Origin of the sequence: Bifidobacterium sp. CP2 (assembly GCF_018555635.1) — a bacterium.
Classification (GTDB): Bacteria; Actinomycetota; Actinomycetes; order Actinomycetales; family Bifidobacteriaceae; genus Bifidobacterium; species Bifidobacterium saguinibicoloris.
Map to the genome: position 1 here is coordinate 157,433 of NZ_JAFEJX010000003.1, position 15,094 is coordinate 172,526.

The 15,094-nt window shown below is 66.4% G+C and carries 11 protein-coding genes; 3 read left to right on the forward strand and 8 right to left on the reverse strand.

Annotation, left to right across the window (positions count from 1 at the left end):
* Positions 1 to 14 precede the first annotated feature (14 nt).
* Together purM and purD are read left to right on the forward strand one after the other, a co-directional pair.
* A complete protein-coding gene (gene purM, locus JS531_RS03335) occupies positions 15 to 1,052 on the forward strand; it encodes a phosphoribosylformylglycinamidine cyclo-ligase (RefSeq protein WP_214312646.1) in 1,038 nt (345 codons plus the stop codon).
* 66 nt (positions 1,053 to 1,118) lie between these two features.
* Entirely contained in the window at positions 1,119 to 2,390 is a 1,272-nt protein-coding gene (gene purD, locus JS531_RS03340; RefSeq protein ID WP_214312648.1) for a phosphoribosylamine--glycine ligase, read from the forward strand.
* A gap of 166 nt (positions 2,391 to 2,556) precedes the next feature.
* On the opposite strand, the gene JS531_RS03345 is transcribed toward purD, so the two are convergent.
* The 6 genes from JS531_RS03345 to purE form a co-directional block, all read right to left on the reverse strand.
* A complete protein-coding gene (locus JS531_RS03345) occupies positions 2,557 to 3,978 on the reverse strand; it encodes an aldehyde dehydrogenase family protein (RefSeq protein ID WP_214312650.1) in 1,422 nt (473 codons plus the stop codon).
* A gap of 144 nt (positions 3,979 to 4,122) precedes the next feature.
* A complete protein-coding gene (locus JS531_RS03350) occupies positions 4,123 to 6,171 on the reverse strand; it encodes an LTA synthase family protein (RefSeq protein WP_240542010.1) in 2,049 nt (682 codons plus the stop codon).
* A 280-nt stretch (positions 6,172 to 6,451) separates the two neighbouring features.
* Positions 6,452 to 7,369: a zinc ABC transporter substrate-binding protein gene (locus JS531_RS03355; RefSeq protein WP_214312654.1), complete on the reverse strand. Its 918-nt coding sequence runs from the start codon at positions 7,367 to 7,369 to the stop codon at positions 6,452 to 6,454.
* A gap of 217 nt (positions 7,370 to 7,586) precedes the next feature.
* Positions 7,587 to 8,000: a Fur family transcriptional regulator gene (locus tag JS531_RS03360; RefSeq protein ID WP_214312663.1), complete on the reverse strand. Its 414-nt coding sequence runs from the start codon at positions 7,998 to 8,000 to the stop codon at positions 7,587 to 7,589.
* Between the two features lie 9 nt (positions 8,001 to 8,009).
* Positions 8,010 to 9,227, reverse strand: a complete 1,218-nt coding sequence (gene purK, locus JS531_RS03365) for a 5-(carboxyamino)imidazole ribonucleotide synthase (protein WP_214312665.1) — start codon at positions 9,225 to 9,227, stop codon at positions 8,010 to 8,012.
* Positions 9,211 to 9,708 carry a 5-(carboxyamino)imidazole ribonucleotide mutase gene (gene purE / locus JS531_RS03370; protein WP_214312667.1) on the reverse strand — a complete coding sequence of 166 codons (498 nt, stop codon included), beginning with the start codon at positions 9,706 to 9,708 and terminating at the stop codon, positions 9,211 to 9,213. The genes purK and purE overlap by 17 nt, the downstream gene beginning before the upstream one ends.
* A gap of 258 nt (positions 9,709 to 9,966) precedes the next feature.
* On the opposite strand from purE, the gene JS531_RS03375 reads away from it, so the two are divergent.
* The gene (locus JS531_RS03375; protein WP_214312668.1) at positions 9,967 to 12,054 is read left to right on the forward strand and encodes a 1-deoxy-D-xylulose-5-phosphate synthase; all 2,088 of its coding nucleotides are present in this window, start codon (positions 9,967 to 9,969) and stop codon (positions 12,052 to 12,054) included.
* A 106-nt stretch (positions 12,055 to 12,160) separates the two neighbouring features.
* Here the strand turns inward: JS531_RS03375 and JS531_RS03380 are convergent, their stop codons facing one another.
* Positions 12,161 to 13,702 carry an ABC transporter permease gene (locus JS531_RS03380; protein WP_214312670.1) on the reverse strand — a complete coding sequence of 514 codons (1,542 nt, stop codon included), beginning with the start codon at positions 13,700 to 13,702 and terminating at the stop codon, positions 12,161 to 12,163.
* Positions 13,699 to 15,054 carry a CARDB domain-containing protein gene (locus JS531_RS03385; RefSeq protein ID WP_240542011.1) on the reverse strand — a complete coding sequence of 452 codons (1,356 nt, stop codon included), beginning with the start codon at positions 15,052 to 15,054 and terminating at the stop codon, positions 13,699 to 13,701. The genes JS531_RS03380 and JS531_RS03385 overlap by 4 nt, the downstream gene beginning before the upstream one ends.
* Positions 15,055 to 15,094 lie beyond the last annotated feature (40 nt).

The following is a 15,094-nucleotide window of genomic DNA, read 5'->3' on the forward strand; positions in this document are numbered from 1 at the left end:
AAGGCCAACCCCCAATGCCCAAAGCATATGAGAACGCCGGCGTGAGCGTCGAAGCCGGATACGAAGTCGTCAAGCGCATCAAGTCGCATGTGGCGCGCACCAACCGCCCGGGCGTGGTCGGCGGCATCGGCGGCTTCGGCGGCCTGTTCGACCTCGCCTCCCTCGGCTATCAGGAGCCGGTCCTCATCTCCGGCACCGACGGCGTGGGCACCAAGCTCGTCGTGGCCAAGATGGCGGACAAGCACGACACCATCGGCATCGACTGCGTGGCCATGTGCGTCAACGACATCGCCGCCCAGGGCGCCGAACCGCTGTTCTTCCTCGACTACATCGCATGCGGCAAGAACGACCCGGCCCTGCTCGAGCAGGTCGTCGCCGGCGTGGCCGATGGCTGCGTGCAGGCCGGTTCCGGCCTGATCGGCGGCGAGACCGCCGAGATGCCCGGCATGTACGACGAGGACGAGTACGATCTGGCCGGCTTCGCCGTGGGCGTCGCCGAGAAGTCCAAGATCGTCGACGGCTCCGGCATCGCCGAAGGCGACGTGCTCATCGGTCTGCCGTCCACCGGCATCCACTCCAACGGCTTCTCCCTGGTGCGCAAGGCCCTGTTCGAGCAGGCCGGCTACACCGTGGACACCGAGCTGGACGAGTTGGGCGGCGCCAAGCTCGGCGATGTGCTGCTCACCCCCACCAAGATCTACGTCAAGGCCCTCAAGCCCCTGTTCGAGGCGGGCGTCGTCAAGGGCGTCGCGCACATCACCGGCGGCGGCTTCATCGAGAACGTGCCGCGTATGATCCCCGACGGTCTCGCCGCCGAGATCGACCTCGGCACCTGGCCGGTGCTGCCGATTTTCGACGTGCTCGAGAAGGCCGGCGAGATCGACCACATGGAGATGTACAACATCTTCAACATGGGCATCGGCATGGTGCTGGCCGTCGACGCCGACCGCGCCGACGAGACCGTCAAGCTGCTCGAATCCAACGGCGAGGCCGGTTATGTGATCGGCCGCATCGTCAAGGACACCGACGGCACGCAGATCGTGCTCAAGTAACCGCACGGCATTCGTTCAAGGGCTTCCCCGACGGGGAAGCCCTCACCAATGAAAGGACTCGAAAACATGGGACAGAAGGTTCTGGTCATCGGTTCGGGCGCGCGCGAGCACGCCATCGCCCACGCCCTGCAGCGCGGCGGCAGCATCGAGGAGGTGACCGTCGCCCCCGGCAACCCGGGCATGGAGCTTGACGGCATCCGCACCACGCATATCGACCAGTCGAATCATGCGGCGCTCATCGAATTCATGAAGGACAACGGCTACGACTGGGCGTTCGTCGGCCCCGAGGTGCCACTCATCGAAGGCATCGTCGACGACTTCGCCGCCGCCGGCCTCAAGGCGTTCGGCCCGGGCAAGGCCGCCGCACAGATCGAGGGTTCCAAAGACTTCGCCAAGCAGCTCATGGAGCGTCACGGCATCCCGACCGCCAAGTACGCGACCTTCGACGCGCTCGAACCGGCCGTCTCCTACGTGCGCGAGCACGGCGCCCCGATCGTCGTCAAGGCCGACGGCCTGGCCGCAGGCAAGGGCGTCACCGTCGCGATGGACGAGGACACCGCCGTCGCCGCGCTCGACGACATCTTCATCGACCACCGCTTCGGCAACGCCGGCGCGAAGGTCGTCATCGAGGACTTCCTCGAAGGCCAGGAGTTCTCGCTGATGAGCTTCGTGAACGGCACCGAGTTCTGGCCTATGCCGATCTCCCAGGACCACAAGCGCGCCTACGACGGCGACAAGGGACCGAACACCGGCGGCATGGGCGCCTACAGCCCGGTCCCCCAGATTCCGCAGTCCGTGGTCGACGAGGCGATTGAGACGATCGTCAAGCCCATCGTCGAAGCAATGGCGGCCGAAGGCACGCCGTTCACCGGCATCCTGTACGCGGGCCTCATCGCCACCGCCGAAGGCCCGAAGGTCATCGAGTTCAACGCCCGTTTCGGCGACCCGGAGACCGAAGTCGTCCTGCCGAAGCTCACCTCCGATCTGGGTGAGGGCATCCGCGCCATCCTCGACGGCGGCGACCCCGAGTTCACCTGGGACGACGAACGCGTCACCCTTGGCGTGGTCCTCGCCTCCGACGGCTACCCGACGAACGTCGTCAAGGGCGCGAAGATCCCCGCCATCCCGGTCGACGAGGATTCCCACGTCTACTACGCCGGCGTCGCCAAGGACGGCAACGGCGAGCTCGTCGCCTCCTCCGGCCGCGTGCTGTTCGTCGAGACCTCCGCGCCGACCATCAAGGACGCGCAGGACAAGGTGTACGCCGTCATCGACGCGCTGCCCACCGACGGCATGTTCTACCGTCACGACATCGGTTTCAAAGCCCTGAACGCATAATCACGGAGTGTCCTCGGCGTTGCGGGAGACTCGACGTGCCTTCGTATGCCTTCGTCTCCCGCGCCTTGAGGCCACACACGTGATCCCACGTTCAGTCCGGGCGAACGAGGTTTCGTAACAAGGCGCCGCTGAGTATCACTCAGCGGCGCCTTCCTATACGGGCCGGTCAGCCCAGCCGACGCAACACGTCGATGACACGGCGCGTCATCGCGTCGAACGGCGGATACACCAGACGCAACGTGTCCGGGAAGGAGGGCTTCACGGTCACCGTCTTCACGTGACTGAACGTGAGGAACCCGACCTCGCCGTGGTAGGCGCCGATGCCGGACGCCCCCACGCCGCCGAACGGCAGTCTCGAGGACATGAGATGTCCAAGCGGCAGTCCGAACCCCAACGCCCCGGACGACGTGCGCCGTTCGAAGGCAAGGCGCGTGGCGCGGTCGCGGGAGAACACGTAGGCGGCGAGCGGACGCGGGCGGCCGTTGACGAACGCGATCGCCTCGTCGGCGTCACGCACGGGGATGACCGGCAGAATCGGGCCGAATATCTCCTCCCCCATCACCGGCGCATCCGGATCGGTGCCATACAGCACGGTGGGCGCGATGTACCTGTCGCCGCGGTCGATCGTCCCGCCGCAGACGAGGCGCCCTGCGGGGTCCGGACCGGACGGGGATGACGACGCATGCTCCGGCAGCAAGGCGCACAGACGGCCGAAATGACGGTCGTTGATGATACGGCCGTAATCGGGCGAACGCTGCGGATCGTCGCCGTAGAATTCCGTCACGGCCACGCCGATGCGCTTCGCCAACGCCTCGGCGACGTCCGACGTGGCGAGCACATAGTCCGGCGCGACGCAGGTCTGCCCGGCATTCGTGAATTTGCCCCATGCGATGCGCCGCGCCGCCACGACGAGATCGGCCGTGGCGTCGACGAAGCAGGGCGACTTGCCGCCGAGTTCCAACGTGACCGGCGTGAGATGCTCGGCGGCCGCCCGCATCACCACCTTGCCGACCTTGCCGCCGCCCGTGTAGAAGATGTGGTCGAACGGGAGCCGCAGCAATGCGCCGGTCTCGTCGGGTCCTCCCTCGATGACGGCCACGGCGTCAGGGTCAAGGTATTCGGGGATGAGCGCGGCGAGCAGCCGCGACGTGGCCGGCGCCAGTTCGGATGGTTTGACGCATGCGGCGTCGCCGGCGGCGAGCGCGTCCGTCAACGGCTCCAACGCCAGCAACGTCGGATAGTTCCACGGCGCGATGATGAGCAAGACGCCCTTCGGCTCGGCGACGGTCCATCCCATGGCGGGCTGAAGCATCCACGGCATCACCTTGGGACGGCGGCGCGTCCACGCGTGGAGATGGTCGCGGACGAATCGCGCCTCCGAGGAGACCAGCATGAGCTCCGTGAGCATGGTCTCCTCCGCGGGCTTGCCCAGGTCGGAGGCGGCGGCCCGGACGAAATCGTCCCGATGTTCGCGGACCATGCGGCGCAGGGCGTCGAGTTGCCTGCGGCGCCATGCGGGCGGACGGGTGCGGCCGGAAGCGTAACCGGCCTTCAGCCTTGCGAACGTCGTCTCGATGTCGACGGTCATCACACGCTCCTTCCCCTGACGGCGGCGGAACCGCAAGCTTTACGGCAGTGGCACCGCAATTTCGGACGGGGCTACGCCCCGCGTTTTCCGGCGTGCCTGTCGGCACGCGACACCGCCTACAGATAGCCCACCGGGCTGTGTGCTTTACGGCAGTGTCATGAAAGCGGTGTCCTTGAGGTAGTTCTTGCCGTCGGTGATGTCGTATTGGATGAGTCTGTAGTCAGCGAGCAGCTGCTTGGTCTCGGCGTCGAAATCGCTTTCGGCCATCGGCGTGCCGCTGGCGTCGAGGTAGATCGCCTGGCCTTCGGGGATGCGGTCCCAGCCTTGGATCTTGTTGACGACGGGCGGCTCCATGGCCGAGACCTTCTGGTGCATGAGCGTGAGGAACGCCAGATAGGGCGAGACCTTCGCATCCATATGCTGCGCGGCCTGGGCCACGAAGAAGTTGGGCGACGAGTAGTCAGCGTCGTCGAGCTTCACGCCCTTGGATGAGGACGCCTTGTTCGACCAGATGAAGTAGTCGGTCAGGTGCAGGGCGAGCGAGTTGTTCTCGTCCTGGCTGGCGGACGAGTAGATACCGGGCAGGTGGTCGCCGTAGAAGACGACGGTAATGGGCTTGTCGATGGCGTCGAGCTGGTCGAGGAAGTCGGCGGTGGCCTCGTCGGTGATCGATTCGCCCTTCTGGTAGGTTTCGATCGATTCGAGTTCGTCCTTGCCGAGCGGCTTGCCGGTGGTGGATTCGGCGGTGAAGTCGTTGTCCTTGTACCACTCGTGGTAGGGCATGTGGTTCTGCATGGTGATGACCTGCAGGAACTGGTTGGCGTCGCTCTTCTCGACCTCCTCCACCGTGCTCTGGTAAGTGGCGGCGTCGGAGACGTAGGGGCTGTCGTCGATCTTGTCCTGATGGGCGATGACGTCCGGTCCGGTGAGCGTGTAGAAGTGGGAGAACCCGAACTTCTTGTAGTTGGTGGCGCGCGAGTACATGGACGATTCGTACGGATGCAGGCCGATGGAGTTCTTCGCCGCGCCCCACATCTGGTTGATGGTGGGCGTCCAGTGCTCGCCGGGCACGAGCTGCTGGTAGGGGCTCGTGAGCGAGGAGTCGAAGTTGGCCATGGACAGGCCGGTCAATCCCATGTATTCGAGGTTGGCGGTGCCGCCGCCGTATCCGGAGGAGAGCATGAGTCCGGAGGTGGTGCGCTCCTTGATGGCGCGGATCTTCGGCATGGAGTCCTTGTTGACTTTGAGACCGGGCACGCGTGAGGTGTCGGAGAAGGATTCGGACAGCACATAGATGACGGTGGAGTCGGTCAGGCTGGACTTGCGGGTGGCATTGATGCTCTTCGCCGCCTTCGTGTACCTGGCGGCCACCTGCTTCATGGTCTCCTCGGAATAGTCGGACGGTTTGTCCATGACCTTGGGGTTGACCTGGCGCATGAACGCGACGAGCGGGCCGTTGCGCTGCGCGTCGTAGACGGAGTCCCACATGGACGGTTTGTCGCCCATCACGGTGGCGAGGTTCTTCGCCCAGGAGCCCACGGTGCTCACCTGCATGGCGTACAGGCCGAAGAACATGCCCGGCAGGAGGAACAGCAGCAGGCGGGTCACGGCGTTCACCGAGGCGGATTGCCGTCCTTCGCCGCGCAGCAGGCGTCCGTGCCGGGAGTCGAGATGGTTGAGGAGTACGAACACGGCGATGAACACCGCGAACACGGCGATGGCGATGAGGATGGTCCAATGGGCGCCGGCGGGCATGAAGCCCATGAGGTTGCCGGCGTCCGCCTTGAGGAAGTTGAGGTCCGAGGGCAGAACCGCCTCGTAGCGGATGGAAATCTTGAAGTGCTCGATCACGGCGACGACGATGGCCGCGGCGACGAGCAGCGGCGTGGCGATCCAGAACCGGTTGAACAGCATGAGCAGCATGAGGTACAGCAGCCCGACGAGCAGGATGTTGAGCAGGAACACGAAGTTCAGGTCGGTGAACATCTTGCCGACGAAGTCCCAGCCGACCTCAGGGCTGGAGAGAGTGACGCGCGACGAGGCGCCCACGCTCACGCCGACCTCGAGGATGGCGACGGCGGCGATGTCGAAGACGATGAAGAGCACGCCGTACAGCCATCCGGGGAAGGGCCTCGGCTTGATGCGGCGCGTCGCCTTGCCGTTGTCGATGCCGGTGTCCGATTCCTGCTTCATGCTGCCTTCCTCACCCATATGCATGGTTTCCCGTTGCGTCCGTTTCCCTCCGTGCCGGCCTGTGCTCGGCATGGATTCACCTGATGTTCAATGGCATATTGTCTTCCAGCAACCTTGGAAACGCCACGGGGACATCCGGTTCCACACGTTTTCTCAACCATTCACTGTAGTGGAAAGGGTGCCTCGGGTCATCCCCGAGGCACCCTGGTTCTCCTCCGGGTGCGACCCCGATGACGATGCGGCCATGCCGTCATGGCCGCATCGTCGCGTCAGCCCGCGGTCACTTGGCCGCGTCGGCGAAGTCGTCGACGAGCGCGTCCATCCAATCGAGCAGGTCGTCGTACTGCTTGGGCATCTGTTCGGTGAGTTCGACGGTCGGCACGTTCCCCTCCTTCGCGGCGGAGACGATCTGCTTGGTGGTGGAGTTCTCCTCCTGCGTGTTGAGCACGAGCGTCCTGATGGACTTGCCGTCCTTCAGGGCTTCCTGGAACGCCTTGATGTCGGCGGCGGTCGGTTCGCTTTCGTTGGCCGACGCCTGCGCGTAGCCCTTCGGCGTGGCGTCCTCCATCCCGAGGTCGTCGGCGAGGTACCAAGCCACGGATTCGGTGGCCGCGTACGGCATGCCCTTGGTCTTGGCGGAGGCGTCCTTGATCTTGGTTTCGAGCTGATCCTCCTTGGCGTGCCAATCCTTGTTGAGCTTGGCGTAGTCACCCTTGTGGGCGGGATCGGCCTTCTGGTAGGCGGCGGTGATCGCGTCGGCGGTGTTGGAACGCACCTTGGCGGAGAACCACACGTGCGGGTTGTCCCCCTCCTTGACGCCGCCCGCCTCGGCGGCGTCGACCAGCGTGGCCTTGGTGGAGGCGACGGCCTTGGACGCCCACGGGTCGTAGTCGGCGCCGTTGACGACGGCGACGTCGGCCGCGCCGACCTTCGCGACGTCCTGTGCGGTGGGCTCGTAGTCGTGGGCCTCCACGTTGGTCTTGGTCATGATGGCGGTGACGTCGACGTGTTCGCCGCCGAGGTCGCGGGCGACGGAACCCCACTGATTGATGGACGCGACGACCTCGACCTTGCCGCCGGACGAAGCTCCGGAAGCGGAGCCGTCGTTGGACGACGAGCCACAGGCGGCCATGGAGAACAGCGCCGCGGCGGCCGCGGCGACGGCAAGCACACGTTTGGCATTGGACATGATGGACATGCTGGTTCGTTCCTCTCTAACGCATCGCCGCCCCTTCCGGGCGGCTTTCGGAATGAGAGCATAACACGTATTGAGAACCGTTATCAATATCGACATGTCGGCGTGTCGCACCGCAACATTCCAGCATCATGATCGACGGCAAGGCGCCACGGTATGCGAAAGCCCCGTCCGAAGACGGGGCTTCATACGTCGATGAGACGGAAGGACGCCGGACCGCTCAGGCGTGGACCGTGCCGGAATCGATCTTCTGACAATCCGGACACAGGCCGAACACCTCAAGCGTATGGCTTTCCACGGTGAACCCGTGCTTGGCGGCGACGCCGCGCAGCCACGCCTCGTTCGGCGGCTCGATCTCGACGGTGCGGCCACAACGCTTGCACACCAGATGATGGTGATGCGCGTCGTCGCCGCACAGACGGAACAGCTGCTGGCCGTCGAGCCGGATCGTGTCCGCGGCGCCGGAATCGGCGAGCGCGTTCAGCTGCCGGTAGACGGTGGCCAGACCGATCCTGAGCCCCGAATCCTCGAGCCTGCGGTGCAGGTCCTGCGCGGAGATGAACTCGTCGCACGCGGCGAGCGCCGTGTGGATGGCGTCCTTCTGCCTGGTCTGTCGTTCGATGTGCTCAACCATGCGACGACGTCACGCCTTCTTCGCAGGGGCCGAAGGCTGCACGAACGGACGCGCGTACGGCTTGAGGTCGTCCCAGCAGCCGGTGGCCTCGAGTTCGGCGACGGTGCGCGCCGTATCGTCGGTGAGCACGGTGATGTGGCCCATCTTGCGGTTGTGGCGCAGCTGCGCCTTGCCGTAGTCATGCACGTTCCACTCGGGGTGGGTGGCGATCTCGGCGCGGGTGGGCAGCACGTGCTGGCCGAGCACGTTGACCATGACGGCCGGGCTCAGGAGCTTGGGCTGGATGAGCGGCCATCCGGCGATGCCGCGGATGTGCGCGTCGAACTGGTCGATGGAGCACGCCTCGATGGTGTAGTGGCCGGAGTTGTGCGGGCGCGGCGCGAGCTCGTTGACGATGACGCGGCCGTCCTTGGTGATGAACAGCTCGATGGCGAGCGTGCCGGCGAGCTCGAAGCCCTTGGCGAGCGCCAAGGCCATCTCGTGCGCGGTGTTCGCGATCTCGGGGCTCACCTCGGCGGGGGCGATCGTCATGTGCAGGATGTTGTTGCGGTGGTCGTTGCGCACGATCGGGAACGTCACGTAGTCCTTGCCGTTGCCGGACACGAGGATGGACGCCTCGAACGCGAAGTCGACGAAGCCTTCGAGGATGGACGGCGGGAAGCCGCCGCCACGATCGCCGCGGGCGCGGATCTTCTCCAGATCCATGTCGTTCTTGAGCACATGCTGGCCGTGGCCGTCGTAGCCGCCGGAGCGGGTCTTCAGGACGCAGGGGTAGTGCAGGTCGTCGATGGCGGCCTCGAGCTCGTCGAAGTCGTTGACCTCGCGCCAGGGCGCGGTCTCGATGCCGTGCCTGTTGATGAACGTCTTCTCGTTGATGCGGTCCTGGGTGACGCGCAGCAGGTCGGTGCCCTGCGGGGCGGCGACCAGGTGGCGCACCTCGTCGATGGATTCGGCGTCGACGTTCTCGAACTCGTAGGTGAGCACGTCGGACTTCTCCGCCAGATCGTGGATGGCGGTCTTGTCGTCGTATTCGCCGACGATCTGGAAATCGGCCACCTGCGCGGTGGGGCAATCCGGGGTGGGGTCGAGCACACCGATGCGGAAGCCCATGTATTTGGCGGACAGGGCCATCATGCGGCCGAGCTGGCCGCCGCCGATGATGCCGATGGTCGAGCCCGGCTGGAGCATCTGGGTGGCGCCGTGGGTTTCCTCAAACAAGCTGGGCATTGGATTCGGCCACCTTCTCCTTCAGTCCGTTGCGGTAGTCCTCGAGCTTGTCGGCGAGTTCCGGCTCGAACGCGGAAAGCATCTGGACGGCCAGCAGGCCGGCGTTGGTGGCGCCGGAGTTGCCGACCGCGGTGGTGGCCACCGGGATGCCGCCGGGCATCTGCACGATGGACAGCAGGGAGTCCCAGCCGGACAGGGCGTGGGAGCGCACCGGCACGCCGATGACGGGCAAGGTGGTCTGCGCGGCGATCATGCCGGGCAGATGGGCGGCGCCGCCGGCTCCGGCGATGATGACCTTGAGGCCGTTGGCACGCGCGTTGTGCGCGAAATCGGCCATGAGCTCCGGAGTGCGGTGGGCGGAGATCACCTGCTTGTGATAGGCCACACCGAACTGGTCGAGGATGTCGCAGGCGCGCTTCATGGTCTCCCAGTCACTGGACGATCCCATGACGACGGCGACTTCGGGCTTGCTGTCCGTCATTATCATTACCTCCGCGTTATTGAGAATACGGGTTTTACTGTACTCCCCTTGCGCGAATTCGCCACCGGGCGGTTCCGTCCCTCTTCCGGGCCGTCCGGCGCGGACGGGACATGCCGATGACTGTCCGGCCATTTACGGAGATGTTGGGGGCATTGCCTCCCCGTGGGGAAGCATGGGCGGCCCGGCGTCTAGGCTGTCCCACGGCATGGCCCGCAGGCATCGTCCACGGGCATTCGATCGGGAGGAGACGGGAAGCATATGGCGAACGGCATCATGGAACGGATTTCGGGACCTGCCGACGTCAAGGCCCTCTCCCATGGGGAGCTGCATGCGCTGTGCAAGGAGATCCGCGCCGCGCTGCTGCGGTACGGCCGCGAGCACGGCGGGCACATCGGCTCGAACCTCGGCATGGTCGAGGCGACGGTCGCCCTGCACCGCGTGTTCGATTCGCCCCGTGACCGCATCGTCTTCGACGTGTCGCACCAGAGCTACGTGCACAAGATGCTCACCGGACGCGCCGCCGCCTACCTCGATCCGTCCCGGTTCGACGAGGTGACCGGCTTCACGAACCCGGATGAGAGCGTGCACGACCAGTTCGTGCTGGGTCACACCGGCACGTCGATCTCGCTGGCGTGCGGTCTGGCGAAGACGCGCGACATGGAACGCGCCGCCGGCGATGCGGACGGTATGGACTCCGGCATCGGCAACGTGGTGGCGGTGATCGGCGACGGGTCGCTGAGCTCCGGCGTCGCGTTCGAGGGGATGAACAACGCGGCCGAGCAGGGCGGCAACCTCATCATCGTGTTCAACGACAACGAGATGTCCATCGCGGGCGATTTCGGCGGCATGTACGGTCCGCTGGCGCGCCTGCGCGCGTCGGACGGCACGGCGCAGCCGAACATCTTCAACGCGTTCGGGCTGGACTACCGCTACGTGGCCGACGGCAACGACGTGGACGCGCTGGTCGCCGCGTTCGAGGAGATCAGAGACATCGACCATCCGGTCGTCGTGCACATCCACACGCTCAAGGGGGCGGGTTTCGCGCCGGAGCCGACGGACGCGAAGGACGCATCGGACGTCGCGGCCCACGGCGTCGGATCCGCGCACGCGACCGACACCGGCGTCAACGCGACCGACAACGTGGGCCACACCGAACCATGGCATTCGGACCACTGCAACCTGTCCGACCATGAGCCGCACGAAGGCCAGTGCGAGGCGTCGCATTGGCAGACGCCGGACAAGGCGATCGGACGCCCGGAGGACCCGCGCAAGCATTACGGCAAGATCGCGATGGCGGCGCTGGAACGCCGCTTCCCCACAGAACCGGGTCTCGTGGTCATCTCCCCCGCCACGCCGGGGTCGAACGGCATCACGCACGAATTCCGCGAGCGCGCGGGCGCGCACTACATGGACACCGGCATCACCGAGGCGCATGCGGTGACGGTCGCCTGCGGCATCGCGAAGGCGGGCGGCACGCCGGTGGTGGCGACGACGGCCTCGTTCTTCCAACGCGCGTACGACATGTTCTTCCAGGAGATGAGCCTCAACCGCTCGCGCGTCACGATCCTCGACTTCCTGGGCGGCCTGTCCGGTTCGGACAACACCCATTCGGGCGCGTACGACGTGACGATGTTCGCGAACATCCCCGGTGTGACGATGCTGCTGCCGACCTCGCGCGAGGATTATCTGGATGCGCTGGCGTGGGCGACCACGCCGGCGACCGTTCCGGCGGGCGCGGACGGGGCTCCGGACGGTCCGGTGGTCATCCGTGTGCCCGGCGAGGCGATTCTCGCGGCCGAGCGCGCCGGCGAGGCGCTGGGGCATGCCGCGACGCGGGCGTCCGGCACCCACGGCGTCCACGGCACATCCGACATGCTCTCCTACCGGACCACCCGCCACGGCTCCACGGTCGCGCTCCTGGGCCTCGGCAACGCATATCCGCTGGCATGGCACACGGCCGAGTCGCTCGCCGCGGAGGGCATCGACGCGACGGTCGTCGACCCGCGCCAATGCACCACGCTGGACACGACGGCCCTGGAATCGTTGCGTGACGACCACCGGCTCGTCGTCACGTTGGAGGACGGCCAGCTGGAAGGGGGTTGGGGCGAGAAGGTGACCGCCTACTACGCGAACCACCGCATGCATGCCGCCGAAACCGACAGAACTAACGAAACCGCCGGAACCGATGACGGCCGCGGCGCACGGGACCCGCGGAACCCGCGGGTCATCAACGTCGGCGCGGAGAAGGAGTTCACCGACCGCATCCCGCTCGCCGATCTTGACGAACGCTACGGCCTGACCGTCGATGCCGTCACGGCACGCGTCCGCAGGGCGTTGGCCGACTGAGCACCCGGGACCGGCCGGGGCCGGCCGAAGGACCGTCCGGCGCATCGCCGCCTGCGTCGCCATCCACCTCCTCCGGCATGCCGGCATGCCCGCGCGCCGGCACGTCTCACTGACTGTCCCTGATGGCGTCCAACGCGGGGATTCTGACCGCCTTGTTGGCCGGGCCGAACCCGAACAGCAGGCCGATGCAGGTGGCGAAGACCACCGCGAACAGGTACAGCCACCATGGGATGACCGAGTAGCGGGTCACGTCCTCGCCGCCGGCTATCGCATGCCAGAGCATCATGCCGAACGATTCCCCGCCGTCCCCGGATGAGCCGGACGAGACGCCGGAGAACGCGTCCGAGGACATGCCGAAGATCGCCATGCCCGCCATGTTGACGCACAGCGAGACGAACGCGCTCAGCACCGCGCCGACCACACCGCCGAGAAGACCGATCGCGCCGGCCTCGGTGAGGAACATGACGCGGATGTCGTGCACGGTGCAGCCGAGCGCCTTCATGATGCCGATCTCACGTGTGCGTTCGGACACGGACATGACCATCGTGTTGGCGATGCCGATGGCGGCGACGAGCAGCGCCACCGCGCCGATGCCGCCCAGGATGAGCTGGATGACGCGCGTCTGCTCCTCCATCTGCTTGCGGATGTCCTCGTACGAGGACGTCTGATAGCCCATGGCCTTGAGCGCGGATTCCACTTCGGGGACCTGCGACAGGTCGGTCGCCTTGACGTACACCTGGTCGTAGGTCGCGGATCTCGCGGCCGACGACGTGGGGTCGATCTGCGCGATGAGCGCCTTCAACGCCTTGAGGTCCATGATGAACCCCTGCACGGTGGCGTATCCCTTGTTGTAGTCGCTCGCGACCACGCCCGTGACCGTGAGGTCCACGGTGACGTTCTTCGGGTCGGCGCTCGCGCCGGTCGTGCCGGAACCGGACGAGCCGCCGGAGGAACCGCCATACAGGTTCTGCACGTACGGGTCGCCGGAATAGTCGACGCCGGAGGTCAGTGTGAGCGGCGTGGTGAGCAGGTCGAAGAACGGATCCTCGGTCTCGGGCGCCTCGCACCGGTCCGTGGCCGCGTTGTAGGTGCAGGAGCCGTCCTCATAGGAACGTTGGGCGCCGTTGTTCAGCGAGTCGAGGAAGCCGTAGGCGGTCCATTCCCCGGCCAGGACCTGGCCGTCCCGCAACGGTTCGGATCCGTCCTTGAGCGTGAAGCCCATCGTGTCGAGCTGGGACATGTCGATGCCCATGATGGAGACGCCGTCGAAGATGTAGCGTCCGCCGGCCCCCGCCTTCGCGGTCGCGTTGTACGGAAGGGTCACGACCGGGGTCACGCCGGCGACGTCCGGGATCGCGCGGAACGATTCGACCGCCTTGTCGTCGAGTTTGACGGCCTCGCCGGAGCCGGACGAGGACGAGCCGCCGCCTTCGACCTCCATGCCGCCGGCGGTGTACACGGTGACGATGGACAGGTCGCCCATCGACTTGAGCGTCTTCTCGTTGCGCTCGTTGATGCCCTGGGCGAAGGACACCATGAGCACGATCGAGCAGCATCCGACGATCACGCCCAGCACGGTCAGGAACGTACGCGATTTGCGTCGGAACAGGTTCTGCGCGCACAGACGCAGGATGTCGGAGAACCTCATGCGCGCTCCTTGCGCGCGCGACGTGGACGGGAGTCCATCGGACCGTGACCGTCCGTGGAAGCGGACGGGGCTTCGGAGACGGGGGCGACGGCCGAGGACGGATCCGGCGCGGGCAGGGAGGTGAGGTCGAGGACCTGCGTGGGCTGGGCGTCGGATGCCGCGGACGGAACGGACGGGGACAACGGATCAGATGACACGGACGCGGACGCCTCGGACGCGTCGGACGTATCGGCATCGGACGCCGGCGTCTTACCCCAGTCGTCCCAATCGTCGGCTTCGGCCTGCGCCGCCTCTTTGCGCTTCCTGCGGCGACGGACCACGACTACCGTCACGACCACGGCGATGCCCACGACGATCGCCGCCACGGCCCACACCCACCAGGGGACGCCCGCGTCCGCGGTCGCGTCCTCCACGGTCATGTCCGTCTCGTCCACAGCCGGCGCCTCGGCGACGTCGACGGTGACCGGGAATTCCTTCGACTGCGGCTTGCCGTCGGAATCCTCGTAGACGATATGCAGCTTGGCTTCGATCGAACCGGAGGCGGTCGGCGTGAACGCGAAGCCGATGGAACCGCTCGCGCCGGACGCGACGTTGCCGACGTACTGCGTCTTTGTGGTGGTCTCGAGTCCCTCGCCCTCGATCGACGCCTCCACGTTGGCGATGTCGCCCTTGCCCTTGTTCACGTAGTTCATGGTGATGGTGGTCTCGGTGCCGACGGTGGCGTCCTCGGGCGGGACGGGGTCGTCGAGCTGGAAGCGGTCCGGCTGGGAGACGGGCACGGAGATCTTGATGTCGGAGGAGCTGGAGGAGCGGGAGCCGCCGTCCACGTACTCGTAGCGGAAGCCGACGGTGACGCCCTGCGCGCCGCTCGTGGCGCTGGACAGGGCCTGCATGGGCACGCTCTGCGTGGCGGAGCGGCCGGCGTAGAGCGCGTCGACGTAGAAGGTGTTGGCGCCGCCGGCGATGGCGAACGCGTCGCCGCCGTCCACGGTGACGACCATGTTGCTCACCGCCACCTTGCCTTTGTTCTGGAACGTGAACGTGAGCGTGAAGTCGCCGCCGACCGGCACGGAACCGTCGCCGTACGTGAAGTTCGTGATGATGACGTTGGGTACGGGGCCGGAGATCGGCGCGACGTCCTCCCCCGTCGCGCCGGCGGACGCGTTGTCCGACGCCGCGTCGTCCGCGTACGCCGTGCGGACCGGCTCGGCGATGGATGCGGCGATGGACGCGATGCCGCCGGCATGATGCGTGGTCGTCGGCGCCGGCGCGATGGCGGGTGCCAGGACGATGGAGAGCGCGGCGATCATGGCGGCCGTCATGGCGGCGATGCGCGTGCGGAGGGTGGTCATGGGCGTGCCCTTTCTGTCTCTACTGTCTCTTCTCTTGCGT

Coding starts and splice junctions, on each gene's coding strand:
- purM (WP_214312646.1), top strand. CDS start 15: ATGCCCAAAGCATATGAGAACGCCGGCGTGAGCGTCGAAGCCGGATAC.
- purD (WP_214312648.1), top strand. CDS start 1,119: ATGGGACAGAAGGTTCTGGTCATCGGTTCGGGCGCGCGCGAGCACGCC.
- JS531_RS03345 (WP_214312650.1), bottom strand. CDS start 3,978: ATGACCGTCGACATCGAGACGACGTTCGCAAGGCTGAAGGCCGGTTAC.
- JS531_RS03350 (WP_240542010.1), bottom strand. CDS start 6,171: ATGAAGCAGGAATCGGACACCGGCATCGACAACGGCAAGGCGACGCGC.
- JS531_RS03355 (WP_214312654.1), bottom strand. CDS start 7,369: ATGTCCATCATGTCCAATGCCAAACGTGTGCTTGCCGTCGCCGCGGCC.
- JS531_RS03360 (WP_214312663.1), bottom strand. CDS start 8,000: ATGGTTGAGCACATCGAACGACAGACCAGGCAGAAGGACGCCATCCAC.
- purK (WP_214312665.1), bottom strand. CDS start 9,227: ATGCCCAGCTTGTTTGAGGAAACCCACGGCGCCACCCAGATGCTCCAG.
- purE (WP_214312667.1), bottom strand. CDS start 9,708: ATGACGGACAGCAAGCCCGAAGTCGCCGTCGTCATGGGATCGTCCAGT.
- JS531_RS03375 (WP_214312668.1), top strand. CDS start 9,967: ATGGCGAACGGCATCATGGAACGGATTTCGGGACCTGCCGACGTCAAG.
- JS531_RS03380 (WP_214312670.1), bottom strand. CDS start 13,702: ATGAGGTTCTCCGACATCCTGCGTCTGTGCGCGCAGAACCTGTTCCGA.
- JS531_RS03385 (WP_240542011.1), bottom strand. CDS start 15,054: ATGACCACCCTCCGCACGCGCATCGCCGCCATGACGGCCGCCATGATC.